This window comes from Kitasatospora sp. NPDC093806, from assembly GCF_040683335.1.
Classification (GTDB): Bacteria; Actinomycetota; Actinomycetes; order Streptomycetales; family Streptomycetaceae; genus Kitasatospora.
The window spans coordinates 1-24,126 of record NZ_JBFBDO010000010.1 but is presented as its reverse complement, the minus strand read 5'-3'; the positions used below and the strand labels follow the sequence as shown (position 1 = coordinate 24,126).

29 protein-coding genes are annotated in these 24,126 nt (G+C 74.1%); 9 read left to right on the top strand and 20 right to left on the bottom strand.

Annotated elements, in window-relative coordinates:
* Positions 1-3 precede the first annotated feature (3 nt).
* The 11 genes from AB0N76_RS08630 to hisI all read right to left on the bottom strand — a co-directional run bounded on the left by AB0N76_RS08630 (position 4) and on the right by hisI (position 8,746).
* The gene (locus tag AB0N76_RS08630; protein ID WP_363554607.1) at positions 4-465 is read right to left on the bottom strand and encodes a MauE/DoxX family redox-associated membrane protein; all 462 of its coding nucleotides are present in this window, start codon (positions 463-465) and stop codon (positions 4-6) included.
* Positions 466-631: 166 nt separating this feature from the next.
* Entirely contained in the window at positions 632-934 is a 303-nt protein-coding gene (locus AB0N76_RS08625; RefSeq protein WP_363554605.1) for a hypothetical protein, read from the bottom strand.
* Between the two features lie 325 nt (positions 935-1,259).
* Positions 1,260-2,087 carry a tryptophan synthase subunit alpha gene (gene trpA, locus AB0N76_RS08620; protein WP_363554603.1) on the bottom strand — a complete coding sequence of 276 codons (828 nt, stop codon included), beginning with the start codon at positions 2,085-2,087 and terminating at the stop codon, positions 1,260-1,262.
* A gap of 2 nt (positions 2,088-2,089) precedes the next feature.
* Entirely contained in the window at positions 2,090-3,340 is a 1,251-nt protein-coding gene (gene trpB, locus AB0N76_RS08615) for a tryptophan synthase subunit beta (protein ID WP_363554601.1), read from the bottom strand.
* 212 nt (positions 3,341-3,552) lie between these two features.
* Complete coding sequence (gene trpC / locus AB0N76_RS08610; RefSeq protein ID WP_363554599.1) at positions 3,553-4,359, bottom strand: indole-3-glycerol phosphate synthase TrpC; 807 nt, start codon at positions 4,357-4,359, stop codon at positions 3,553-3,555.
* Between the two features lie 218 nt (positions 4,360-4,577).
* Positions 4,578-5,030, bottom strand: a complete 453-nt coding sequence (locus AB0N76_RS08605) for a DUF2752 domain-containing protein (RefSeq protein ID WP_363554597.1) — start codon at positions 5,028-5,030, stop codon at positions 4,578-4,580.
* A 96-nt stretch (positions 5,031-5,126) separates the two neighbouring features.
* Positions 5,127-5,375 carry an HGxxPAAW family protein gene (locus AB0N76_RS08600; protein WP_363554595.1) on the bottom strand — a complete coding sequence of 83 codons (249 nt, stop codon included), beginning with the start codon at positions 5,373-5,375 and terminating at the stop codon, positions 5,127-5,129.
* A 147-nt stretch (positions 5,376-5,522) separates the two neighbouring features.
* The gene (locus AB0N76_RS08595) at positions 5,523-6,164 is read right to left on the bottom strand and encodes a TIGR02234 family membrane protein (protein ID WP_363554593.1); all 642 of its coding nucleotides are present in this window, start codon (positions 6,162-6,164) and stop codon (positions 5,523-5,525) included.
* Positions 6,165-6,184: 20 nt separating this feature from the next.
* The gene (locus AB0N76_RS08590) at positions 6,185-6,757 is read right to left on the bottom strand and encodes a Uma2 family endonuclease (protein WP_363554591.1); all 573 of its coding nucleotides are present in this window, start codon (positions 6,755-6,757) and stop codon (positions 6,185-6,187) included.
* Between the two features lie 48 nt (positions 6,758-6,805).
* A complete protein-coding gene (locus AB0N76_RS08585; RefSeq protein ID WP_363554589.1) occupies positions 6,806-8,326 on the bottom strand; it encodes an anthranilate synthase component I in 1,521 nt (506 codons plus the stop codon).
* Positions 8,327-8,365: 39 nt separating this feature from the next.
* Positions 8,366-8,746 (bottom strand): phosphoribosyl-AMP cyclohydrolase, encoded by a 381-nt coding sequence (gene hisI, locus AB0N76_RS08580; RefSeq protein ID WP_363554587.1) that lies wholly within the window; start codon positions 8,744-8,746, stop codon positions 8,366-8,368.
* Positions 8,747-8,857: 111 nt separating this feature from the next.
* On the opposite strand from hisI, the gene AB0N76_RS08575 reads away from it, so the two are divergent.
* The 6 genes from AB0N76_RS08575 (at position 8,858) to AB0N76_RS08550 (ending at position 14,166) form a co-directional block, all read left to right on the top strand.
* Positions 8,858-9,493: a hypothetical protein gene (locus AB0N76_RS08575; RefSeq protein WP_363554585.1), complete on the top strand. Its 636-nt coding sequence runs from the start codon at positions 8,858-8,860 to the stop codon at positions 9,491-9,493.
* A gap of 46 nt (positions 9,494-9,539) precedes the next feature.
* Positions 9,540-10,178 carry a TIGR03085 family metal-binding protein gene (locus tag AB0N76_RS08570; protein ID WP_363554583.1) on the top strand — a complete coding sequence of 213 codons (639 nt, stop codon included), beginning with the start codon at positions 9,540-9,542 and terminating at the stop codon, positions 10,176-10,178.
* Between the two features lie 130 nt (positions 10,179-10,308).
* Complete coding sequence (locus AB0N76_RS08565) at positions 10,309-11,094, top strand: VOC family protein (RefSeq protein ID WP_363554581.1); 786 nt, start codon at positions 10,309-10,311, stop codon at positions 11,092-11,094.
* Between the two features lie 181 nt (positions 11,095-11,275).
* Entirely contained in the window at positions 11,276-12,073 is a 798-nt protein-coding gene (locus AB0N76_RS08560) for a Crp/Fnr family transcriptional regulator (RefSeq protein WP_363554579.1), read from the top strand.
* A 132-nt stretch (positions 12,074-12,205) separates the two neighbouring features.
* Entirely contained in the window at positions 12,206-13,366 is a 1,161-nt protein-coding gene (locus tag AB0N76_RS08555) for a hypothetical protein (protein ID WP_363554577.1), read from the top strand.
* Positions 13,363-14,166 (top strand): hypothetical protein, encoded by an 804-nt coding sequence (locus AB0N76_RS08550; protein WP_363554575.1) that lies wholly within the window; start codon positions 13,363-13,365, stop codon positions 14,164-14,166. Before AB0N76_RS08555 ends, AB0N76_RS08550 begins: the two co-directional genes overlap by 4 nt.
* 21 nt (positions 14,167-14,187) lie before the next feature.
* Here AB0N76_RS08550 and hisF read toward each other — a convergent pair whose 3' ends face one another.
* From hisF to hisD, 8 genes are read right to left on the bottom strand one after another with little or no spacing between them, the layout of a single operon-like run.
* The gene (gene hisF / locus AB0N76_RS08545) at positions 14,188-14,958 is read right to left on the bottom strand and encodes an imidazole glycerol phosphate synthase subunit HisF (protein WP_363554573.1); all 771 of its coding nucleotides are present in this window, start codon (positions 14,956-14,958) and stop codon (positions 14,188-14,190) included.
* Positions 14,955-15,425 (bottom strand): RidA family protein, encoded by a 471-nt coding sequence (locus AB0N76_RS08540; protein WP_363554571.1) that lies wholly within the window; start codon positions 15,423-15,425, stop codon positions 14,955-14,957. Before AB0N76_RS08540 ends, hisF begins: the two co-directional genes overlap by 4 nt.
* Positions 15,422-16,147 (bottom strand): bifunctional 1-(5-phosphoribosyl)-5-((5-phosphoribosylamino)methylideneamino)imidazole-4-carboxamide isomerase/phosphoribosylanthranilate isomerase PriA, encoded by a 726-nt coding sequence (priA, locus tag AB0N76_RS08535; RefSeq protein WP_363554569.1) that lies wholly within the window; start codon positions 16,145-16,147, stop codon positions 15,422-15,424. The genes AB0N76_RS08540 and priA overlap by 4 nt, the downstream gene beginning before the upstream one ends.
* A 38-nt stretch (positions 16,148-16,185) precedes the next feature.
* Entirely contained in the window at positions 16,186-16,821 is a 636-nt protein-coding gene (hisH, locus tag AB0N76_RS08530; protein ID WP_363554567.1) for an imidazole glycerol phosphate synthase subunit HisH, read from the bottom strand.
* Positions 16,822-16,853: 32 nt separating this feature from the next.
* Positions 16,854-17,006 carry a hypothetical protein gene (locus AB0N76_RS08525; protein WP_363554565.1) on the bottom strand — a complete coding sequence of 51 codons (153 nt, stop codon included), beginning with the start codon at positions 17,004-17,006 and terminating at the stop codon, positions 16,854-16,856.
* Positions 17,003-17,593: an imidazoleglycerol-phosphate dehydratase HisB gene (gene hisB, locus AB0N76_RS08520; protein WP_363554563.1), complete on the bottom strand. Its 591-nt coding sequence runs from the start codon at positions 17,591-17,593 to the stop codon at positions 17,003-17,005. The genes AB0N76_RS08525 and hisB overlap by 4 nt, the downstream gene beginning before the upstream one ends.
* Positions 17,594-17,600: 7 nt before the next feature.
* On the bottom strand, positions 17,601-18,701 hold the full coding sequence (locus AB0N76_RS08515; protein ID WP_363554561.1) for a histidinol-phosphate transaminase: 1,101 nt from the start codon (positions 18,699-18,701) through the stop codon (positions 17,601-17,603).
* Positions 18,698-20,005 (bottom strand): histidinol dehydrogenase, encoded by a 1,308-nt coding sequence (hisD, locus tag AB0N76_RS08510; RefSeq protein ID WP_363554559.1) that lies wholly within the window; start codon positions 20,003-20,005, stop codon positions 18,698-18,700. The genes AB0N76_RS08515 and hisD overlap by 4 nt, the downstream gene beginning before the upstream one ends.
* A 104-nt stretch (positions 20,006-20,109) precedes the next feature.
* On the opposite strand from hisD, the gene AB0N76_RS08505 reads away from it, so the two are divergent.
* The 3 genes from AB0N76_RS08505 to ybaK are packed head-to-tail and all read left to right on the top strand — an operon-like array spanning position 20,110 to position 22,992.
* Complete coding sequence (locus tag AB0N76_RS08505) at positions 20,110-21,690, top strand: oxidoreductase (protein WP_363554557.1); 1,581 nt, start codon at positions 20,110-20,112, stop codon at positions 21,688-21,690.
* Between the two features lie 3 nt (positions 21,691-21,693).
* Complete coding sequence (locus AB0N76_RS08500) at positions 21,694-22,461, top strand: LON peptidase substrate-binding domain-containing protein (RefSeq protein WP_363554555.1); 768 nt, start codon at positions 21,694-21,696, stop codon at positions 22,459-22,461.
* A 36-nt stretch (positions 22,462-22,497) separates the two neighbouring features.
* Positions 22,498-22,992, top strand: a complete 495-nt coding sequence (gene ybaK / locus AB0N76_RS08495; RefSeq protein WP_363554553.1) for a Cys-tRNA(Pro) deacylase — start codon at positions 22,498-22,500, stop codon at positions 22,990-22,992.
* A gap of 194 nt (positions 22,993-23,186) precedes the next feature.
* On the opposite strand, the gene AB0N76_RS08490 is transcribed toward ybaK, so the two are convergent.
* The gene (locus AB0N76_RS08490; protein WP_363554551.1) at positions 23,187-23,906 is read right to left on the bottom strand and encodes a hypothetical protein; all 720 of its coding nucleotides are present in this window, start codon (positions 23,904-23,906) and stop codon (positions 23,187-23,189) included.
* Between the last annotated feature and the right edge of the window lie 220 nt (positions 23,907-24,126).

Here is a 24,126-nt window from a genome sequence, read left to right as displayed (position 1 = left end):
CGTTCAGCTCGCCAGCCAGCCGTCCACCGAGAACTTGGTGCGGGGCCGCCAGACCAGCCACCCGGCCAGCAGCAGGAACCCGGTGTCGCGGAGGATCTCCTGCAGGTACTCGGTCTGCGAGGCGTCGACCGCCCCGCCGCCGCCGAAGCACCCGCAGTCGATCGAGATGCCGCGCGCCCAGGCGGAGCCGATCCCGCCGATGAAGGCGAGCAGCAGCAGCGCCGAGACCAGCGCGACCAGCCGCACGCCGAGGCCGATCACCAGCAGCAGCGCCAGCGCCAGCTCCAGGAAGGGCAGCGCGTGGCCGACCGGTTTGACCAGGCCCTCGGGCAGGATCTCGTAGGCGCGCACCGCCTGGGCGGCCTCCGCCGGGTCGGCGATCTTGGCCAGCCCGGCCCAGCCCCAGACCACGGCCAGGCCCAGCCGGGCCGCCGTACCGATCCACTCCGTCGCCGGCCGGGCCATCCGGACAACCCCCTCGGGAAACACCGTCACGGCCTGTTGAACCGTCCGGGGGCACGCCAGGTTCCTCCCGGTTCGGGAGTTAAGCCGAAAGAGTGAACACTGATGACGTTCCATCCGTTTTCACCCGATCGAGGGAGCCCCTGCCGCAGGAGCCCCACCGCGGGAGCTAGTGGGGAGCCGGATCACACCCCGGCGGCCGCTCCCGGTCGTACCGGCTGCCGTCGAACCGGCCGTCGAACCACCCCTCGTAGCGGTCGCCGGACAGGTCCCGCCGCGGGTCCGCCCGGGTGGCCCGCACCGCCGCCTCCATCCGGGCCGCCTCCGCGCACACGTAGGCGTCCCGCTCGGCCCGCTCCACCCCCCGCTTGGCGAGCGCCGGGACGACCGCGCCCTGCGCCCCGAGCGCGGCGCCCAGCACCAGGGCGGCGGCGGCCGCCCGCAGCAGCACGGCCTGCTGGAGACCAGGCATGGGCCGACCCCTTCCGCTCGCTCCGCGCCCCCGGGGCACGTGGTTCGTGCACTCGTCCCTCCACTCAACGCCCGTCAACCCCCGCTGATGCGTGCGCCCGCCACTGTTCACCCGTTCGGGGCGGAGCGGGGCCGCTACTCGCCCGCTCGCCTCCGGGGCGCTCCGACCCGGCGCCGACGGTCGGCGCTCCCTCGCTCCTACGTCGCTCCCTCGCTTCTCCCTTGCGGCACCGGCGCGCCCCTTCGGCTCGGGGCGGAGCCGGGAACGCCGACGGCCCGTCACTCCCCTCGCACGGGGGAGTGACGGGCCGTCGATCCGTCCGGGCCTACCGCCGGCGGACGCCCTCCGCCAGCTCGCCGGCCAGGGCGCGGACCGCCGCCAGGGCGGCCTCCTCGTCCCCGTCCGCGTCCAGGATCCGCTGCACGAAGGCCGAGCCGACGATCACCCCGTCCGCGAAGGCGGCCACCTGCGCGGCCTGCTCGGGGGTCGACACGCCGAGACCGACGCAGACCGGCAGCTCGGTGGTGGCCCGGGTCCGGGCGACCAGGTCCTCGGCCAGCTCGCCGACCTGCGCCCGGCTGCCGGTCACACCCATCACCGCGGCCGCGTACACGAAGCCGCTGCCGGCCGCCGTGACCTCGGCCAGCCGCTTGTCCTTGCTGCTCGGCGCGACCACGAACACGGTGTCCAGCCCGTGCTCCCCGGCCGCCTTGCGCCACTCCTCGGACTCCTCCACCGGCAGGTCCGGCAGGATGCAGCCCGCCCCGCCGGCCGCGGCCAGGTCGGCGGCGAACCGCGCGACCCCGTACCGGTCCACCGGGTTCCAGTAGGTCATCACCAGCACCGCCGCCGCGGGGTGCGCCGAGGCCACCTCCTGGACGGTGCGCAGCACGTCCTTGATCCGCACCCCGCCCCGCAGCGCGATGTCGTCCGCGGTCTGGATGGTCGGGCCGTCCAGCACCGGGTCGGAGTGCGGCAGGCCGATCTCGACGACGTCGCAGCCGCCCTCGATCAGCGCGTTGACGGCGCGGACGCCGCCGTCCACGCTCGGGAAGCCGGCCGGCAGGTAGCCGATCAGCGCGGCGCGGCCCTCAGCCTTGGCGGCCGCCAGGACGCCGCTGAGCTTGCTGCTGTCAGTGAGCTTCGAAGCCATGGTCACTTACCCCCGTGGGCGGAGCCGGCGCCCGGCTCGTCGTACAGGCCGAAGTACTCGGCGGCGGTGTGCATGTCCTTGTCGCCGCGCCCGGAGAGCGAGACCAGGATGGTGGCCTCGGGCCCGAGCTCGCGGCCCAGCTCCAGGGCGCCGGCCAGCGCGTGCGCGCTCTCGATGGCCGGGATGATGCCCTCGGTGCGGGACAGCAGCCGCAGCGCCTGCATGGCGGCGTCGTCGGTGACCGGGCGGTACTCGGCCCGGCCGGTGTCCTTCAGCCAGGCGTGCTCCGGGCCGACGCCCGGGTAGTCCAGGCCGGCCGAGATCGAGTGCGACTCGATGGTCTGGCCGTCCTCGTCCTGCAGGACGTAGGTGCGCGAGCCGTGCAGCACGCCCGGGTCGCCCTTGGTGAGGGTCGCGGCGTGCCTGGGGGTCTCGGCGCCCTCGCCGGCCGCCTCGCAGCCGATCAGGCGCACGCCGGCGTCCGGGATGAACTCGTGGAAGATGCCCATCGCGTTGGAGCCGCCGCCGACGCAGGCGACGACCGCGTCGGGCAGCCGCCCGGTGCGGTCCAGCACCTGCTGCCGGGCCTCGACGCCGATCACCCGGTGGAAGTCGCGGACCATCATCGGGAAGGGGTGCGGACCGGCGACGGTGCCGAACAGGTAGTGCGTGGAGTCGACGTTGGCGACCCAGTCGCGGAACGCCTCGTTGATGGCGTCCTTGAGGGTGCGGCTGCCGGAGGTGACGGCCACCACCTCGGCGCCGAGCATCCGCATCCGGGCCACGTTCAGCGCCTGGCGCTGGGTGTCGACCTCGCCCATGTAGATGGTGCAGTCGAAGCCGAACAGCGCGCAGGCGGTGGCGGTGGCCACGCCGTGCTGGCCGGCGCCGGTCTCGGCGATGATCCGGGTCTTGCCCATCCGGCGGGTGAGCAGGGCCTGGCCCAGCACGTTGTTGATCTTGTGCGAGCCGGTGTGGTTGAGGTCCTCGCGCTTGAGCAGGACGCGGGCGCCGCCCGCCTCGGCGGAGAACCGGTGCACGTCGGTCAGCGGGCTCGGGCGGCCGGTGTAGTCCTTGAGCAGCGCGTCGAGCTCGGCGGCGAAGGCCGGGTCGGCCTTGGCCTTCTCGTACTCCTCGGCGACCTGTTCCACGGCGGCGACCAGCGCCTCCGGGATGAAGCGGCCGCCGTACGCGCCGAAGTAGCCGCGGGCGTCCGGCACCTCGGCACCGGGCAGGTAGTCCTTCTCGGACATGGTGAAGTCCTTCTGGATCGACGATGACGACAGAGACGTCGGAACGGCTGGATCAGCCGTGCGTCCTCTGCCATCGCCGACCCGGCACCTGCCCGGGTTCGCAGCCGATGACGTACCGCACCCGCCGCCCCAGCACCCGGCGCGCGGGCGCGCGGCAGCCGCGCGGGCGGCAGCCGGGGGCGAGTCGGGAGGCGATCTTCATGGGTGCGGGATCAGTCCTTGTGCCGGATCGCCGGGTGGGCACCGGCCGCGACCAGGTCGGCCACGGCGGCCCGCGGGTCCTTGCCGGTCACCAGGGACTCGCCGACCAGCACCGCGTCCGCGCCCAGGTTGGCGTAGGAGATCACGTCCAGCGGGCCGCGCACACCGGACTCGGCGATCTTGACGATGCCGTCCGGGATGGCGTGGACGACGTTGCCGAAGGTGTTGCGGTCCACCTCAAGGGTCTTGAGGTTGCGGGCGTTGACGCCGATGATCCGGGCGCCGGCGTCCACCGCGCGCTTGATCTCCTCCTCGTCGTGCACCTCCACCAGCGGGGTGAGGCCGATCGACTCGGCGCGCTCGATCAGCGACACCAGGGCCGGCTGGTCGAGGGCCGCGACGATCAGCAGCGCGAGGTCGGCGCCGTGCGCGCGGGCCTCCCACAGCTGGTACGCGGTGACGATGAAGTCCTTGCGGAGCAGCGGGGTGTCCACCGCGGCGCGGACGGCGTCCAGGTCGGCCAGCGACCCGCCGAAGCGGCGCTGCTCGGTCAGCACGCTGATCGCGGCGGCACCGCCGGCCGCGTAGTCGGTCGCGAGGGAGGCCGGGTCCGCGATCGCGGCCAGCGCCCCCTTGGACGGGCTGGAGCGCTTGACCTCGCAGATCACCCGGACGCCGTCGCCCTTCAGCGCGGCCACGCCGTCCTTGGCGTCCGGGGCCTTGGCGGCGAGCTCCTTGAGCTCGTCCAGCGAGACCCGGGCCTGCCGCTCGGCGAGGTCCTCGCGGACCCCTTCGATGATCGAGTCGAGCACACTCACTCGGGCGCCCCCATCATGTCTGCCAGTTCTGCTGGCGAGGAGCCGGACGGCCAGTGGGCCTCCGGCCCTTCGATGGTATCGGCAAGGGGGGGCGCGCAGCGCATCCGCCCGGCGCGCGTCTCGCGGAGCGGACGCCCGTCGACCGCTCCGAGCTGCGGTTTCACGGCTCCCCCACGTCCGCGAGGGCCGGGCGAACCGGTCCACCTCGGCCGGAACGATCAGACCAGTTCGGGGGCCAGACCGGCACCGATCGGCAGATTCCGTACCACCGTGAACACCAGGAGCAGCAGCCCGACCAGCACCCAGCGCCGCGTCCCCAGGGCCACCCGCGGCCCCGGCGCCCCGCGCAGCGCGGCCCAGAGCCAGCGCACCCAGAACACCGCCAGCACCGCGAACAGCAGCACCGCCACCGCGTTGTCGTGCAGCGCGCCGGTGAGGTCCCCGTGCGTCAGCGCGTGGACGCAGCGCAGGCCCCCGCAGCCCGGACACCACCAGCCGGTGGCCGCCAGGAACGGGCAGGTCGGGTAGTGCCCGGGGACGTTGGGGTCCACCGCGGCGACGTAGCCGGCGGGGACGGCCACCGCGACCAGGGCGGCCAGCGGCGGCACCAGCCGGCGCGGCCCGGACGGCCGGGCGGAGGCGGTGGGAGCGGGTGCGGCGTTCACGCCCATGATTGTGCCCGCCGCGGCGGGCCCCCGGGAGGCGCCCTGCCGGGAGAAACGAAACGGCGGGCCGTGGCCCGCCGTTTGCGAAAGGTGCCCGAGGGATCAGGCGGAGGCGGCGGCCAGCGCGGCCTGCTCCTCGTGGGTGTAGACCATGGTGCTGGGCTGCTTGCCCATGCCCGCCATCGACATGGCCTTGCCGACCACGCCGCCGAGCAGGACGACCGCCAGGCCGGCCCAGACCAGGAGCACCGACGGGAGGATCATCGCGACGCCCGCGATGCCGAAGCCGATGAACGTGATGGTCACGCCGGTCCAGGCGGCGGGGTTGTGGCCGTGTGCTGCTGCTGCCATCTGAAGGGTGCTCCTACGCTCTCGGGGCCCGGCCGGGCCTGCGGGCCCCTGGCGGGTGGACGTGTCCCATTGTGCCGGGCCACACACCGGGCCCCCAAAGCGGGTGGCGGGTCTATCGCGTCACAACACGCCCGGTCACGGCCCGGTTCAGCCGGCCGTCGGGTCCTCGCCCCGGTCCAGCGCCTTCCACAGGTCCGCCGGGCTGTCCGCCGCGGCCGCCTTCCGGCGCACCGGCGCCTTGCCGGTCGGCGCCTCGTACCGGCTGCCCATGGCCGGCCAGCCGCGCCCGTACCGGGCGGTCAGCAGCCCGGCCAGGGCCAGCAGCAGCCCGCCCAGCAGCGCCACCCACGGCCAGGCGGTGTGCCCGACCCCGGTCGCGGTCGAACCGGTCAGCGCGAGCTTGCGGGCCGCCTCGCCGTCCAGCGCGGCGGTGTCCCCGGCGCCCGCCGCGGCCGCCGCGGCCGCGCCCAGCCCGGCCAGCAGGGTCAGCACCCCGACCAGCAGCCGGCCGGCGCCGCGCACCGCGAACACCGCGACCGCCGCCGCCAGCCCCACCAGCGCCAGGCCGGCGGGCAGCTCGGAGATCTTCCCGCCGGTGACGGACACCTCCAGGGTGCCGGCCAGCCCCTCGGCCCAGACCCGCCCGGCGGCGGTCAGCACCAGCACCGCGCCCAGCACGGTGAGCAGCAGCATCACCCCGAGCGTGCGGCGCCCGCCCTTCGCGGCGGGGGCGGGCTCGGAGTCGGGGGCGGGGGCGGGCACGGCGTCGGTACGGGCTTCAGCGCTCACCCGTCCACTATCCCCCGACCTCACCCCGTCCCCGAACCCGGGGTCCCCGGCTCGGTCGGGAAATCACCGGTCTCCAGCACCAGCGTCCGATCGCCCAGCGGCAGGAAGAGGTCGTTCCCGAACGGCACCCGCTCCGCCTCCCGGTACGCGCCGGTCCGAGTCGGCGCGGTGTGCACGGTGCAGACCGCCTGGGCCGGATCGATCACCACGTAGATCGGAATCCCGCACTCGGCGTACGCGCGGACCTTCTTGACGTAGTCGTTGTCCTCGCTGGACGGGGAGACCGCCTCCAGCACGGCCTCGACGTCATGCCACTCGAAGCGCCGACGGCTGTTCCGCTCCGCACCCGGGGCGATGACGGCCATGTCGGGGGCATAGCCGAACAGCGTCGACGGAAAGTCGATCATGACGTCCGACAGGATGCGGCCCTTCCCCGACAGCTGCTTCTTGATCTGGGTCGACGCGTCGAGGATCACCTCCCACCGGGCCTCCCCCTGCGGCGTCATGATGATCCTTCCGTCCGTGATCTCGACCCGGTACCCCTTCGGAAGGTTGACGCCTTCGAGGATGTCCCGGGCGCTTTCCGTCGTCATCGAGGTCATCCCGACCGCGTCCCTCGGCAGCTCGACGTGTCGCAGGTCTCACGATAGCGGTGCGCGCAGCGTATTGGCGGTGGCGACGGCGCGCAGGACGGCGGCGGCCTTGTTGCGGCATTCGGTGTCCTCGCCGTGCGGGTCGGAGTCGGCCACCACGCCGGCGCCGGCCTGGACGTACGCGGTGCCGTCGCGCAGCACGGCGGTGCGGATGGCGATCGCGGTGTCGGAGTCCCCGGCGAAGTCCAGGTAGCCGACGCAGCCGCCGTACAGGCCGCGGCGGGTGGGCTCCAGCTCCTCGATGATCCGCATCGCCCGCGGCTTGGGCGCGCCGGACAGGGTGCCGGCCGGGAAGCACGCGGTCAGCACGTCGAACGCGGTCCGCCCCTCGGCGACCCGGCCGGTCACCGTGGAGACGATGTGCATGACGTGGCTGTAGCGCTCGATCTGCATGAAGTCGACCACCTCGACGCTGCCGGGCTCGCAGACCCGGCCTAGGTCGTTGCGGCCGAGGTCGACCAGCATCAGGTGCTCGGCCCGCTCCTTGGGGTCGGCGAGCAGTTCGGCGGCCAGGTCGGCGTCCTCGTGCGGGGTGGCGCCGCGGTGCCGGGTGCCGGCGATCGGGTGCAGCATCGCCTCGCCGTCGGTGACCTTGACCAGCGCCTCCGGGCTGGAGCCGACCACGTCGAAGCCGCCCTCGACGCCGCCGTCCGGGCCGGGGAAGCGGAACAGGTACATGTAGGGGCTGGGGTTGGTGGTGCGCAGAACGCGATAGACGTCCAGCGCGGAGGCCGGGCAGGGCGCCTCGAACCGCTGCGAGGGCACCACCTGGAAGGCCTCGCCGGCCCGGATCCGCTCCTTGATCTCCTCCACCGCGGCCCGGTAGGGCTCGCCGCCGAACGGGGAGCGGACCTCGCCGGGGCCGGCCGGGGTGAAGGTGGCCAGGCCCGGGTCGACCGGCTTGAGCAGGTCGGCCTCCATCGCGTCGAGCCGGGTAACGGCGTCCGCGTAGGCCTGGTCGACGCCGCTGGCCAGGTCGTTGTGGTTGACCGCGTTGGCGATCAGCAGCACGGTGCCGTCGGCGTGGTCGAGCACCGCGAGGTCGGTGGCGAGCAGCAGGGTGAGCTCGGGGAGCTTGAGGTCGTCCGGGTTGAGGTCGGGCAGCTTCTCCAGCCGGCGGACGACGTCGTAGCCGAGGTAGCCGACCAGGCCGCCGGTGAGCGGCGGCAGGCCGTCGTCGGCGCGGCGCGGGGTGTGCAGCGCCTCCAGCGCGGCGCGCAGCACCTCCAGCGGGTCGCCGGTGGTGGGGATGCCGACCGGCGGGGCGCCGAGCCAGCGGGCGGTGCCGTCCGGGCCGGCGGTCAGCGTGGCGGCGCTGCGGACGCCGACGAAGGAGTAGCGGGACCAGCTGCGGCCCTGTTCGGCGGACTCCAGCAGGAAGGTGCCGGGGCGTTCGCCGGCCAGGCTGCGGTAGAGGCCGATCGGGGTGAGGCCGTCCGCGAGGAGCCTGCGGGTGACCGGAATGACCCGGGTGTCGACGGCGAGCTTGCGGAAGGCTTCGAGATCCATGGCGGGCGGCACCTTAGGACGGAGGGGCGGTGGGGGTGGTCAGCCGAGCGGGCCGAGCGGGAGCACGTCGGCGTCGAAGCAGGTGCGGTCGCCGGTGTGGCAGGCCGCGCCGGTCTGGTCGACCTTGACCAGCAGGGTGTCGCCGTCGCAGTCCAGCGCGACCGACTTGACCACCTGGACGTGGCCGGAGGTGTCGCCCTTGACCCAGTACTCGCTGCGGCTGCGGCTCCAGTAGGTGCAGCGGCCGGTGGTGAGGGTGCGGTGCAGGGCCTCGTCGTCCATCCAGCCCAGCATCAGCACCTCGCCGGTGTCGTACTGCTGCGCGACGGCCGGGATCAGGCCGTCCTCGGTGCGCTTGAGGCGGGCGGCGATGTCGGGGGCCAGGGCGGTGGAGCCGGGGGCGGCTGGTGCGGTGGACATGGGGTCATTGTGTCAGTCCGGTCCGGCCACCCGGTCCGACCGCCCGGGCCGGCCGGACGAGTTGTGCCAACCGCCTGCCGACCGGGCCCGCTCTGCGCCATTCTCGTGACCATGACCTCCGAGCAGCCCGCCGCCGAGCCGCCGAGCCCCGACCGTCCGCGCACCGACCGCCCGGACTCCGAGGCTGCCGCCCGGCCGGCGCGCGGCCTGCTGTTCGGCACCGCGGCGGTGCTGGCGGTGCTGCTCGCGGTGGTGGCGGCGGTGCTGCTGTGGCCGGACGAGAAGCCGGCTCCGCAGCCGCCCCCGCCCGCCCCCGGCACGGCCACCCCGACGCCGACCCCCACCCCCACTCCGACGCCCACGCCGACCCCGACCCCGACGCCGTCCAAGGTGTTCCCGTACGCCTTCTTCCCGGTCGGCAGCTGCCTCGACCACCCGCAGCTGAGCAAGACCGTCACCAAGCCGGAGGCGCGCCCCTGCGACGGCCCGCACGACGGCGAGGCGATCGCCGACCAGCTGCTGCCGGAAGGGCTGACCGGCGACTACCAGCTCGCCAACGCGATGCGGGACGGCTGCCAGGCGGCGCAGACCGCCGCCGAGGCCCGGCAGGGCGGCGGCGGGCCGTACTACGGCTACCCGGTGGGCCCGAACCACGCCTTCTACCAGCAGGGCTGGCGGGACTACACCTGCGTCCTGACGGCCGGCAACCGCCCCGGCGCCACCAAACTCACCGGCCCGCTGCGCTGAGCCCCCGTCACCCGGGCCGCGGCTCCACCGCTCTACGCTTGGCGGCATGTCGAACCACGCCCTCGCCGAGCGCCACCGTCTGGCCGAACTGCTGGCCGCCGCCGGGCCGGACGCGCCCACCCTCTGCGCCGGGTGGTCCACCCGGGACCTCGCCGCCCACCTGGTGATCCGGGAGCGCCGGCCGGACGCCGCCGCGGGCATCCGGATCGGCCCGCTGGCCGGCTGGACCCAGCGGGTCCAGGACTCCTACGCCGACCAGCCGTACGAGGAGCTGGTCCGGCTGTTCCGGTCCGGCCCGCCGGTGCTCTCGCTGTTCTCGCTGCCCGGCGCGGACGAGGCGGCCAACACCGTCGAGTACTTCGTGCACGCCGAGGACGTCGCCCGGGCCGGGGAGGACCACGAGCCGCGGCCGGTGCCGGCCGGCCGGGCCGCCGCGCTCTGGCGCCGGCTGCCGCTGCTCGCCCGGCTGGAGGCGGGCCGGCGCTCCCCGGTCCGGCTGGAGCTGCGCCGCCCGGACGGCGCGCACGTGACGGTCGGCCCGGCCGGCTCGCCGACCGTGCGGCTCACCGGCGAACCGGGCGAGCTCGTCCTCTTCGTCTTCGGCCGGGGCGCCCGCACCGAGCTGACCGTGGACGGCCCGCCGGACGCCGTCGAGGCCCTGCGCCACGTCCTGCCGCTGCCGTAACGATCACCCCGGCTGCGGATGTCAGTGGCGGGGTGCAGACTCGCAGATGGCCGGGAGCCGTGCCGCCGCGCCCCCGTGGCGGCCTGCCCGGCCCCCTGTCCGTCGTATCCGTCGAAGGAGCGCGACACCCATGCTCACCACCGACTTCCCCGCCGGTTCACCCTGCTGGATCGACCTCGGCAGCCCGGATCCGGCCGCCGCCGCCACCTTCTACGGGGCGGTGTTCGGCTGGACCTTCCAGTCGGCCGGCCCGGAGGCCGGCGGCTACGGCTTCCTCCAGCTGGACGGGAAGACGGCCGCGGCCGTCGGCCCGCTCACCGAGGAGGGCGCGCACTCCGCCTGGACGACGTACTTCCGCACGCCGGACGCCGAGACCACCGCCGCCGCCGTCCAGAAGGCCGGCGGCAGCGTCCGGGTCCCGGCCTTCGATGTGATGGACGCCGGGCGGATGGCCCAGCTGACCGACCCGCAGGGCGCCCAGTTCGCGGTCTGGCAGCCCGGCACGGTCACCGGCCTGGACGTGGTCTCCGAGGACGGCGCGCTGATCTGGGCCGAGCTGCACACCGGCGACGTGGAGGGCGGCTTCGACTTCTACCGGACGGTGTTCGGCTGGCGCTCCGAGGACTTCCCGGCCCCCGGCATGACGTACAAGGTGCTCTCGCCGGCCGAGGGCGACCTGCGGGCCACCAGCTTCGGCGGCGTCGCCCCGGTGCTGGACGGCGGGCAGCCGCCCGCCTGGACGCCGTACTTCGGCTCCTCCGAGGTGGACGCCGTGGTCACCCGGGCCGTCGCGGCCGGCGGCACGGTGCTGATGCCGGCGGCGGACATCCCGGAGGTCGGCCGGATCGCCTGGCTGGCCGACCCGTTCGGCGCCCCGTTCGCCGTGATCAAGGGCGAGCCGCGCCAGGACGCGTAGCCCGGAGCCCCGGCGCGGGTGTTCGACCGATCGTCATGTCCGGTACGGGACAAGGCAGTTGACGAACGGATCGGGCGCCCGTGCCGGGCCCGTCACCGGCCTTCCGGTCCCCCCACCGCTGCGCTAGCCTCGCTCGGGCACGTCCCAGCAGACCCCCCACCGTCCAGCGGAGGACCGCGGGTTGAGAACGGCGCAGCAGCCGACCGGACCGGACCGAATCCAGCACGACCGACTCCACCACGACCGCCCCGGGCCGCCCTTCCGCGGCTGGCCCCCGGGCACCCTGCTCGCCGAACTGCGCCGGGACGGCTCCCCCGCCGCGCTCGCCGCCGAGCAGGACATCCTCCGGCTGGGCACCCGCCGCAGCCACGGCCCCGACGAGACCCTGATCCTCGACCAGGACCACGGCGGCTTCGTCCTCCTCCTACTGACCGGCTTCGCCAAGGCCACCGTCGAGGACGCCGCGGGCGCCCCGGTGCTGCTGGACGTCCGCGCGTACGGCGACATCGTCGGCGAGGCCGCCGCCCTCGACGACCGGCCCCGCTCGGCCACCGTGACCGCCGCCGGCCCGGTCACCGCCCGCCGGATCGCCCAGCCCGAGTGGCTGCGCTGGCTCGGCACCCACCCGGTGGCCGGAATCGCCCTCAGCCGCTGCCTGGTGCACCGCGGCCGCACCACCACCCGCCGCCTGGTCGGCCTCGCCTCCGAGCAGGTGGTCAACCGGCTCGCCCACGACCTCGCCGACCTCGCCCAGCGCTACGGCACGGCCGGCCCGCGCGGGGTCGGCATCGTCATCCACCCCCGGCTGACCCAGGTCGAGCTGGGCGCCATGATCGGCGCCGGGGAGCGGCGGGTCCACCACGCCCTGCACGACCTGGCCGGCCGCGGCCTGCTCCGGCTCGGCCGGCGCAGCACCACCGTGCTCTCCCTGCCCGGCCTGCTGGAGGTCGCCGGGGAGACCGGGCCCGGGCAGCCCTGAGATCACGGAAACCTTGCGAAGTCCGCGAACCCGTCCTGCGACGGGTTTCGGCCACCTTCCGGGCGTTCTACTACGCACCGGACCCCAGCCGACCGGGGTCCGGTGCGGACCGCTCGTACGGAAAGGGCGCTCATGTCTTCGATCCCGGTGACCGTGGTGGGACCACGCTCCTCCGGCAAGACCGTCTACCTGGCCAGCCTCTTCGCCAGACTCTCCCAGCAGGACCCGGAACTCGGCTTCTCGGTCAGCGTGCCGCTCAGCCAGTCGCAGCGGCTCAACCACATCTACGAGCAGGCGGTCGGCCCCGGCGACTGGCCGCTGCCGAACTTCCTCGCGGACTCCCCGACCTGGGACTTCACCTGCAAGGTCCGGACCGCCCAGCGCCGGGTGCTGCACCCGTTCGCGGTCTCCTACGCCGACTACGCGGGCGAGCTGCTCACCAATGGCGACGAGCAGTCGGAGGCCTTCCAGCGGGTCGAATCGCTGGTCAGGACCTCCCCCTTCCTGCTGATCCTGCTGGACGGCGAGAAGGTGCTGCGCTTCCTGGCCGGGGACCCGCGACTGCTCAACGAGCTGTGGCCGATCCTCAACTGCGTCAACGACAACGTGGCCGGCGTGGTCCACATCGTCGTCACCAAGTGGGACCTGCTGGTCGCGGCCGGGCACACCCTCGCCGACGTGGCCGACGGGCTGCGCGGCTCGGGCGGCTTCCGGAACTTCGTCGACGCCCGGCGCGACTTCCAGGACGGATCCGGGATCGTCCGGCTGATCCCGGTCAGCTCGGTCGGCCTCGACTTCGCCCGGCTCGACGAGAACGGGATCGTGGTCAAGACGCCCGGCGCGCGGGCCGTCCCGCTCAACGTCGAACTGCCGTTCATGGCCATCGTGGTGGACCTCTTCACCACCTCCCTGCGGCAGTTCGCCAAGGCCCGGGAGGACGGCTCCCTGCCGGTCAGCCGCTCCCTGGAGCGGCAGCGCCGGGTCCTCCAGGGGGTCAGCGGCACGCTGCCGCTGGTCAAGGCGTTCCTTCGGCTGCGGGTGGCGAAGGCGCCGGTGCTGCAGTCGCTCGGCGAGGACGTCCTGGGGGCGTTCGCCGCCTACGTCGCGGACCGGGAGCGCAGCGTCGGGAAGCGGATCGAGGAGGACGCCGCCGCACTGCGCCAGGCGGTCGCGCAGGCGACCACCGACCAGGAGGTGATGGCCCGGATCGCCAAGGCGTTCCAGGCCCGGCTGGAGGAGTTCGAGGACGAGTACCCCGGCTCCCGGCTCGACCTGTGGGGGGCCTCCGAATGAGCACCCCGGGTGCGGCCCCGCACCGGACGGCCTGGCCGTTCGCCATCGTCTGCACCCCGAGCGGGTTCGGGGTCGCGGCGGCCCCGGCGACACTGGTCACCCTCCGGAAGACCGGGCTGATCGGCGGCGCGGTGGTCGGCGAGCCGGGCGACTGCGCCTACCTGCGCGAGCTGACCGGCTCCGACGGCGTCAGCCTCTGGCTGCTCTACCGGGTGGTCGCGCTGCAGGCGGCGGAGGTGGGGCAGCCGGGCGAGACGGCCCGCAGCGGCAGCCGGGCGGCGCCGCTGGCCGAGGGCGTGGTGCTGCGGGAGCGGCCCGCCGGGGCGCCCAGCGCCGCGTACTTCGACGCGGTGCACGAGCGGGTGCGCGACGCCGTCCGGGAGTACTTCCTGGCCGACGACCTGAGGCGGCCGGCCCGCCCGATCCCGGGCGCGGCCGACCGGGCGGCCGAGGGCGAGCCGCTCCGCCTCGTGGTCCAGGACCGCATGACCAGAGGGGAGCCGCTGCCCGTCGTCGACGACGAGCGGTTTCCAGCCGGGCCGAACGTTCCCCCGGACCCCGGGTTCGCTCGGCCGGTCGAGCCCTCCGGTGACGACGGAACACCTGCTGGCCTCGGCCGGTCGGACCCTGGTCAGCACCGGCCGGTCCCTGGCCCAGGCCGGACAGACCCTGACCACGCTGGGCCTGCGGCTGACCCGGCTCGGCGACTCCCTGCAGGATTCGGCGTCCCGGCGCTCGCCGCCATCGCGGTGCTGAGCCTGCTGGTGGTCCTGCTGTCGGTGCTGCTCGCCCTCAAGTAGCCGGGCCCCGGGTACCCGGCCTCAGCGGACCGGGTGCCCGGCCCCCCGCAGCGCGTCCTTGACCTCGCCGATCCGCAGGTCGCCGAAGTGGAAGACGCTGGCGGCCAGCACCGCGTCCGCGCCCGCCTCGACCGCGGGGGCGAAGTCGGCGAGCTTGCCGGCGCCGCCGGAGGCGATCACCGGCACCGAGACGGTCTTGCGGACCGCCCGGATCAGCTCCAGGTCGTAGCCGTCCTTGGTGCCGTCCGCGTCCATCGAGTTGAGCAGGATCTCGCCCGCGCCGAGCTCGGCCGCGCGGCCGGCCCACTCGACGGCGTCCAGGCCGGTGCCCTGGCGGCCGCCGTGCGTGGTGACCTCGAAGCCGGACGCGGTCTCGGTGCCCTCCGGGCAGCGGCGGGCGTCCACCGAGAGCACCAGCACCTGGCGGCCGAACCGCCGGGCGATCTCCCGGACCAGCTCCGGCCGGGCGATCGCGGCGGTGTTGACGCCGACCTTGTCGGCGCCGGCCCGCAGCAGCTTGTCGACGTCCTCGACGGCGCGGATGCCGCCGCCGACGGTGAGCGGGATGAACACCTGCTCGGCGGTGCGGCGGACCACGTCGTAGGTGGTCTCGCGGTCGCCGGAGGAGGCGGTGATGTCGAGGAAGGTCAGCTCGTCGGCGCCCTCGGCGTCGTAGAGCTTGGCCATCTCGACCGGGTCCCCGGCGTCCCGCAGGTTCTGGAAGTTGACGCCCTTGACCACGCGGCCGGCGTCGACGTCCAGGCAGGGGATGACTCGTACTGCGAGGGTCACGGCTGATTGCCTTCCAAAGCTTCCGAAGTGCCGGCGAGCCCGGCGCGAGTGCCGGCGAGCCCGGCGCGGTGGGCGTCGAGTTCGACCTCGACCAGCGCCCGGGGGTCGGCCAGCCCCGCGACGACCACCATCGTGGCGGCCGGGCGGACCTGGTCGAACAGGGACTTGTGGGCGCGGACGACCTCGTCGCAGTCCCGCACGTGGGTCACGTACGTCCGGGTGCGGACGACGTCCGCGAGCGTGAGGCCGAACCGTTCGAGGGCCGCGCGCGCCGTCCCGAAGGCGGCCAGCGTCTGCCCGTACGGGTCGCCCTCGTGCTGGACCACGCCGTCGGCCCCGACGGCGGTGGAGCCGGACACGAGGACGAAGTCCCCGGCCGCGACGGCCCGGGCGAAACCGTACTCGTCCTCCCAGGAGGAGGAGCCGGTCACTCGGTCGGGCCGTCGCTCAGCCGGGGTCTCGCTCATCGGGACACAGCCTCCAGGGCCTCTTCGAGGGTGAACTTCTGCTCGTAGAGTGCCTTGCCGACGATCGCGCCCTCGACTCCCTCGCCGACCAGCGTGGCGATCGCCCGCAGGTCGTCCAGCGAGGAGACGCCGCCGGAGGCGACCACCGGACGGTCGGTGGCGGCGCAGACGTCGCGCAGCAGCTGCAGGTTGGGGCCGGTCAGGGTGCCGTCCCGGTTGACGTCGGTGACCACGTAGCGGGCGCAGCCCTCGGCGTCGAGGCGGGCCAGCACGTCGAACAGCTGGCCGCCGTCGCGGGTCCAGCCGCGGCCGCGCAGGGTGGTGCCGACCACGTCCAGGCCGACGGCGATCTTGTCGCCGTGCTCGGCGATGACCTTGGCGACCCACTCGGGGGTCTCCAGCGCGGCGGTGCCCAGGTTGACCCGGGTGCAGCCGGTGGCCAGCGCGGCGGCCAGCGACTCGTCGTCGCGGATGCCGCCGGACAGCTCGACCTTGATGTCGAGCGCGGCGGTGACCTCGCGCAGCAGCTCGCGGTTGCTGCCGGTGCCGAAGGCGGCGTCGAGGTCGACCAGGTGGAGCCACTCGGCGCCGGCGTTCTGCCAGGCGAGGGCGGCGGCGAGCGGCTCGCCGAAGGAGGTCTCGGTGCCGGAGGCGCCCTTGACCAGGCGGACGGCCTGGCCGTCCCGGACGTCGACGGCGGGCAGCAGTTCGAGGCGGCTCATCGTTACCAACTCTCAGATCGTCAGCGGGTGTTGCCCGTTCAGAGGGTGTTGACCCAGTTGGTCAGCAGGGCGGCGCCGGCGTCGCCGGACTTCTCGGGGTGGAACTGGGTGGCCCACAGCGGGCCGTTCTCCACGGCCGCGACGAACGGCTGCCCGTGCGTGGCCCAGGTGACCAGCGGCGGGTTGATCCGCGCGCTGTGCACCTCCAGGTCCCAGTTGCGCACCCCGTAGGAGTGCACGAAGTAGAAGCGGGTGTCGGCGTCCAGGCCGGCGAACATCCGGCTGCCCTCGGGGGCGTCCACGGTGTTCCAGCCCATGTGCGGGACGACCGGCGCCTCCAGCGGCTCCACGGTGCCCGGCCACTCGTCGCAGCCGGGGGTCTCCACCCCGTGCTCGACGCCCTTCTCGAAGAGGATCTGCATGCCCACGCAGATGCCCATGACCGGCCGGCCGCCGGACAGCCGGCGGCCGATGATCCAGTCCCCGCGGACCGACTTCAGTCCGCGCATGCACGCCTCGAAGGCGCCGACGCCGGGGACGAGCAGGCCGTCCGCGTCCATCGCGGTCTGGTAGTCGGCGGTGACGGTGACGTTCGCGCCGGTCCGCTCCAGGGCGCGCTGCGCCGAGCGGAGGTTGCCGGAGCCGTAGTCGAGCACGACGACGTTCTTGCCCATGTTCAGGTGTCCCAGTCTCTCGGTCTCGACGGTTACAGGCGCAGCAGGCCGGAGGCCAGGCACATCACGGAGCCCAGTGCGAGCACGAGGATGACGCCCTTGGACTGCTTCTGCTTCCAGAACGAGATGACGCCGCCGGCCAGGAACAGCCCGACGAAGATCAGGAGCATCGTGGTGTTGTTCACAGCGCGCCCTTGGTCGACGGGAGGATGCCGGCCGCGCGCGGGTCGCGCTCGGCCGCGTAGCGCAGGGCCCGGGCCAGCGCCTTGAACTGGCACTCCACGATGTGGTGCGCGTTGCGCCCGTACGGCACGTGGACGTGCAGGGCGATCTGGGCCTGGGCCACGAAGGACTCCAGGATGTGCCGGGTCATGGTGGTGTCGTAGCTGCCGATCATCGGCGCCATGTCCGGCTCGGTGTGCACCAGGTAGGGGCGGCCGGAGAGGTCGACGGTCACCTGGGCGAGCGACTCGTCCAGCGGCACGGTGCAGTTGCCGAACCGGTAGATGCCGACCTTGTCGCCGAGCGCCTGCTTGAAGGCGGCGCCGAGCGCGAGGGCGGTGTCCTCGATGGTGTGGTGGGTGTCGATGTGCAGGTCGCCGTCGGTCTTCACGGTGAGGTCGAAGAGGCCGTGGCGCCCGAGCTGGTCGAGCATGTGGTCGTAGAAGCCGACGCCCGTGGAGATGTCGGTCTTGCCGGTGCCGTCCAGGTCTATCTCGACCAGGACCGACGTCTCCTTGGTGGTGCGCTCGACGCGTCCGATGCGGGTCATTGCGGGGTTACAGCTCCTTGATCACTGTTGCGACGGCGGCCAGGAAGGCGTCGTTCTCGGCGGGAGTGCCGGCGGTGACGCGCAGCCACCCGGGGACGCCGTTGTCACGGACCAGGACGCCGTGGTCGAGGATGGCCTGCCAGACGGCGTGGGTGTCGGCGAAGCGGCCGAACTGGACGAAGTTGGCGTCCGAGTCGGTCACCTCCAGGCCGAGCCCGCGCAGCGCCTCGACCAGCCGGTCGCGCTCGGCCTTGAGCCGTCCGACGTAGCCGAGCAGGGTGTCGGTGTGCTCCAGGCAGGCCAGCGCGGTCGCCTGGGTGACCGCCGACAGGTGGTACGGCAGGCGCACCAGCTGCACCGCGTCGACCACCGCCGGGTCGGCGGCCAGGTAGCCCAGGCGCAGCCCGGCCGCGCCGAAGGCCTTGGACATGGTGCGGGAGACCACCAGGTTGGGGCGGCCCTCGATCAGCGGCAGCAGCGAGTCCCGGTACGAGAACTCGACGTACGCCTCGTCGACCACCACCAGGCTGGGCCGGGCGGCCTGGGCGGCCTCGTACAGCCGCAGCACGGTGTCGGCGGCGACGGCGGTGCCGGTCGGGTTGTTCGGCGAGCAGACGAAGACCACGTGCGGGCGGTGCTCGGCGATCGCCGCGACGGCGGCGTCCACGTCGATGGTGAAGTCCTCGTTGCGCGGGCCGGAGATCCAGCCGGTGCCGGTGCCGCGCGAGATCAGCGCGTGCATCGAGTACGAGGGCTCGAAGCCGAGCGCGGTGCGGCCGGGGCCGCCGAAGGTCTGCAGCAGCTGCTGGATGACCTCGTTGGAGCCGTTGGCGGCCCAGACGTTGCCCCGCTCGACCGGGAAGCCGGTGGTGCGGGTGAGGTACGCCGCGAGGCCCGCGCGCAGCTCGACCGCGTCGCGGTCGGGGTAGCGGTTGAGGTGGCGGGCGGCCTCGGCGACCCGCTCGGCGATCCGGGCGACCAGCTCCTCGGGGAGCGGGTACGGGTTCTCGTTGGTGTTGAGCTGGACCGGGACGTCGAGCTGCGGCGCGCCGTACGGGGACTGGCCGCGCAGCTCGTCCCGGATGGGGAGGTCGTCGATCTCGGTCACGTTCCGGGAACCGTCCAGTCGAATCGGGCCTTGATCGCGTCGCCGTGACCGGGCAGGTCCTCGGCGTCCGCGAGGTTGACGACGTGCGCGGCAATGTCGGCCAGCGCCTCGCGGTCGTACTCGACGACCTGGACCCCGCGCAGGAAGGTCTGCACGGACAGGCCCGAGGAGTGGCAGGCGCAGCCGGCGGTGGGCAGCACGTGGTTGGAGCCGGCCGCGTAGTCGCCGAGCGAGACCGGGGTGTACCGACCGATGAAGATCGCGCCCGCGTTGCGGACCTTCGCGGCGACCGCGTGCGGGTCCCGGGTCTGGATCTCCAGGTGCTCGGCCGCGTAGGCGTTGACCACGGCCAGGCCCTGCTCCAGGTCGTCGACCAGGATGATGCCGGACTGCCGGCCGCCGAGCGCCTCGGCCACCCGCTCGCTGTGCTTGGTCCGGGCGACCTGGGTCTTCAGCTCGGCCTCGACCGCGTCGGCCAGCGCCGGCGAGTCGGTGACCAGCACCGAGCCCGAGGTCGGTCCGTGCTCGGCCTGGCTGATCAGGTCGGCGGCGACGTCCACCGGGTCGGCGCTGTCGTCGGCGAGGACGGCGATCTCGGTCGGACCGGCCTCCGAGTCGATGCCGATCCGGCCCGCGAAGTAGCGCTTGGCGGCGGCCACGTAGATGTTGCCGGGGCCGGTGACCAGGTTCACCGGCTCGCACTCCTCGGTGCCGAGCGCGAACATGGCGACCGCCTGGGCGCCGCCGACCGCGTACACCTCGGTGACGCCCAGCAGCGCGCAGGCCGCCAGGATGGCCGGGTGCACCCGGCCGCCGAAGGCCTTCTGCGGCGGGGAGGTCACCGCGATGCCCGGGACGCCCGCCTCCTGGGCCGGCACCACGTTCATCACAACGGAGGACGGGTAGACGGCCAGACCGCCCGGCACGTACAGCCCGACCCGGTCGACCGGCACCCAGCGCTGGGTCACCGTGCCGCCCGGCACCACCTGGGTGACGTGCCCCTCGCGGCGCTGGTCGGCGTGGACCAGCCGGGCGCGGCGGATCGACTCCTCCAGCGCGGCGCGCACCTTCGGGTCCAGCGTCTCCAGGGCCTCGGCGATCTGCTCGGCCGGGACCCGGGTGGTCTCCAGCCGGACGCCGTCGAAACGCTCGGTGATGTCGATCACGGCCGCGACCCCGCGATGATGCACGTCCTCGGCGATCGGGCGCACCTTCTCCAGGGCGGCCGCGACGTCGAAGTCGGCACGGGGCAGCAGGTCACGCGGGTCGTCGAGCGAGCCGCGCAGATCGATTCGAGAGATCACGCCACCCAGTGTAAGGAGTGGCCGGAACCGGCGGCCCCGGATTCCAGTCCGTGATACGAAGGGCGAGACGGCCCGGGGGAGGCCGGGGGAACCGGGGGGCAGGCATGGCGGAACGGGCGCCGGACGGCTGGACGGCCGCCGAGCGGGGGCTCTGGGAGGCGTTCCGGCACGGCCGGATCCACGACCTGCGCGTCGGCGACCCGGCGCGGGACGACCCGTTCGGCGAGGCCGCATGGGGCCCCGAGCGGACGGTGCGCGCCGAGGTGCTCTCCCGGCTGCTGCTCGACGGGCCCGCCCCCGTCCCGGGCCGGGTCGCCTCGCTCAAGCTGACCGGGGTGCTGGTCAGCGGCCCGCTGCGGCTGGCCGGCGGCACCATCGAGCACTACGTCGAACTGCACGACTGCCGGTTCGACCAGAAGATCCTGATGTCCGAGGCCCAGGCCGGCACGCTGCGCTTCGTCGGCTGCCTGATCCCCCGCCTGGAGGCCTCCCGCCTGGTCACCTCCGGGGACCTCCACCTGGCCCGCTGCCGGGTCCCGCAGGGCGTCCGGCTCACCGACGCCCGGATCGGCACCGACCTGCTGCTCAACCAGGCCGTCCTGGGCGGCGACCGGTTCGGCCGGGCGCTGTCCGCCGACGGCCTCGCCGTCAGCCAGGACTTCGAGGCCGAGCGGCTGGAGTCGCGCGGCGAGGTCAGCCTGCGCACCGCCCGCATAGGCGGCCGGCTCTCGCTGCGCGGCGCCCAGCTGCACGCCGCCCCGGACAACTCCAGCGCGCTCAACGCCCCCCGGGTCACCGTCGGCCACACCCTGTACCTGAGCAGCTCCGACGACAGCGGCTGGAGCGACTCGCAGTCCTACTACGGCTCCGGCTACGGCCGGGCCACCCCGCCCGGCACCTCCAGCACCCCGTTCCGCGCCTTCGGGCGGGTCCGGCTCTCCGACAGCCGGTTCGAGAACGCCTGCCTGATCTCCGGCGCCGAGTTCCACCTCGGCGACGGCGACGAACTGGCCCTGCGCCGGATCCAGACCCCCGAACTGCGGTTCACCTGCCACACCCCGCCCACCGGGGCGGTCTCGCTCTCCCGCGCCCGGATCGGCAACCTGGTCGACTACCCCCAGGCCTGGCCGCAGGGCAAGCACCTCGGCCTCACCGGCTTCACCTACGAGTGCCTGCGCCCGGCCGCGCCGTTCGGCATCCGGCAGCGGATCGCCTGGCTGGAGAGCGCCTCGGTGGAGTTCCAGCCCGAGGCCTACGAGCAGCTCGCCGCCGCCCTGCGCCGCGACGGCGCCGACGACGACGCCCGCGAGGTGCTCTACGCCAAGCAGCGCCGCCGCCGGCAGACCCTGCCGCTGCCCGCCCGGGTCTGGGGCCGGATCCAGGACGTCACCGTCGGCTACGGCTTCCGGCCCGGCCGGGCCGCCCTCTGGCTGCTGCTCGCCTGGGCGCTCGGCAGCCTCTACTTCGCCACCCACGAGCTCCAGCCGCTCAAGGCCGACGAGCGGCCGCACTGGAACCCGGTGCTGTACGCGCTCGGCCAGCTGCTGCCCGTCGTCGACCTCGGCCAGGCCGGCTGGAACCCCGGCGGCGCCGCCCAGTGGGTCTCCTCCGGCCTGGTGATCATCGGCTGGGTGCTCGCCACCACGGTCGCCGCCGGCGCCAGCCGGATGCTGCAACGCGGATAACCCATGGGGACGGTTCCGGCGCGGGGAACTACGCTGTCCGCCGTGACAGAACGGCTGCCGCTCTTCCCCCTGAACACCGTGCTCTACCCGGGCCTGGTGATGCCCCTGAACGTCTTCGAGGAGCGCTACCGCCGTCTCGTCGCCGACCTGCTCGACCGGCCCGAGGACGAACCGCGCCGATTCGGCGTGATCGCCATCAAGGACGGCCGCGAGGTCGCCCCGGTGCGTGCCGAGGGCGGCCCGGCCGGTGCACTGGACGGCCTCGGCACCGCCACCGGCGACCCGCTGGAGGCGCTCTACCACGTCGGCTGCGTCGCGGACGTCACCTCCGTCACGCCCCAGCCGGACGGCCGGTACGAGCTGCTGGTCACCGGGACCACCCGGTTCCGGATCCGCTCCATCCAGGTCGGCGGACCGTACCTCACCGGCGACACCGAGACCGTCGAGGAACGCCCCGGCGAGGGCTCCGGCGCGCTCGCCGCCGAGGTCGAACGCGCCTTCCGCACGTACCAGAAGCGGCTCGCCGGCGCCCGCGAGGCCAGCCCCGTCGGCCGCCCGGAGCTGCCCGACGACCCCCAGGTGCTCTCCTACCTGGTCGCCGCGGCCGCCGTCCTGGAGACCCCGCTCAAGCAGCGGCTGCTCGCCTGCCCGGACAACGCCCAGCGGCTGCGCACCGAGCTCGACCTGCTGCGCCGCGAGACCGCGGTGCTCGGCTGGCTGCCCTCGCTGCCCGCCGTCAACCTCACCCGCCAGTCCTTCAGCCCGAACTGACCGCCCGCACCGCCCCCACCCATCGCGGAGGACCCCGTGGCCAAGAAACCGAAGAAGGGCGGCCAGGGCACGCCGGCGACGGTCGCCCTGGAGACCGCCGCCGTGCCGTTCACCGTGCACGCCTACGAGCACGACCCGGCCGCCGCCTCCTACGGCGACGAGGCCGCGCAGGCGCTCGGCGTCCCGGCCGACCGGGTCTTCAAGACCCTGGTCGCCGACATCGACGGCGTCCTCACCGTCGGCGTCGTCCCGGTCGCCGGCAAGCTCGACCTCAAGGCACTGGCCGCCGCGGTCGGCGGCAAGCGCGCCGCCATGGCCGACCCGGCCGCCGCCGAGCGCAGCAGCGGCTACGTCCTCGGCGGCATCTCACCGCTGGGCCAGCGCCGCCCGCTGCGCACGGTGGTCGACGCCAGCGCGCTCGACCACCCGACGGTCTACGTCTCGGCCGGCCGCCGCGGCCTGGAGGTCGAACTGACCCCCACCCACCTCGTCACCCTCACCAACGCCCACACCGCCCCCATCACCCGCTGACCCGGCCGCCGGTCAATCCCCACGCACCCTGATGCCCCGCGCCCGACTTCCCCCGCCCTCATCCCCTGGCGCCCGTCCTACCCCCACCCTCGTTCCCCGCGCCCGTCTTTCCCCACCTTCAATCCCCGCGCCCGTCAGGGGCGCGGGGAACTGCGCGCTGCGGAAGGCACCCACCCCGCACCCGGCAACGGCCCTCAGACCCCGCCCACGGAGTCCTGCGGAGCCCCCGCCGGAGGCCCCGGCATCCAGTACGGCGGCGGGTCCTCCTCCCGCTTCCCGAACGCCGCCGACAGCGCCAGCAGCACCACCATCGCCGCCATCGGCCAAGCCAGCACCGCCCCGTACGCCCCGAGGTCGATGTCCGCCTGGAAGTGCCCGCCGTTCCCGACCCGCCGCGCCTCCGCGACCAGGTCGTGGCTCGGCCCGAGCCACCGCCCGAGCCCCCACGCCCCCACCGAGGCCAGCAGTCCGCCGAGCGTGAGCCCGACCGCCACCGCGATCCCGCCGCCCCGCTTGCGGGTGAACAGGAAGGCGCCGAGCGCGGTCAGGATCCCCATCCCCAGCCCGACCAGCACGAAGACGCTGTCCGCCCCGGCCCGCTGCTCGCCCTCCGGGTCCCCGTAGAGGATCTTGTTGCCGTCCACCACCAGCGGCACCTTCGGCGCGAGCCAGGCCCATAGCCCGGCCATCACGACGCCCAGCACCAGACAGGCCAGCACGGTGACCGCCCCGACCCGCAGTTCCGGCATCAGCCGCTGCGCCAGCGGCTCCCCCGGCTCCTGCGGCTGCTGCGCGCCGACCGGGTCCAGGGCCGGCGGCGGCGCGTACGGGTCGGGCACGGCGTCCGCCGCAGCATCCGTCACGGCGTCGGTGTCGGCCCGCAGGGGATCCGGAGGTGTGTTCGGTACGGTCACACCGCCCATCGTTTCACGACCGCCGCCACCGCGGCCCGCCGCCCGCTGCCGTCACGCGCCCCGCTCCGGCGGGACCCGCGCTAGCTGTTCTGACCACGGAGGTTGGTGACGGAGCTCATGGTGGTGTGATCTTGAAATGAGTGAGGGCCTTCTGGCTCGGTGTGGATTGCGACATCTGCACCGACTTCAGAAAGGCCCTCATGCCACACCGTAACGCACC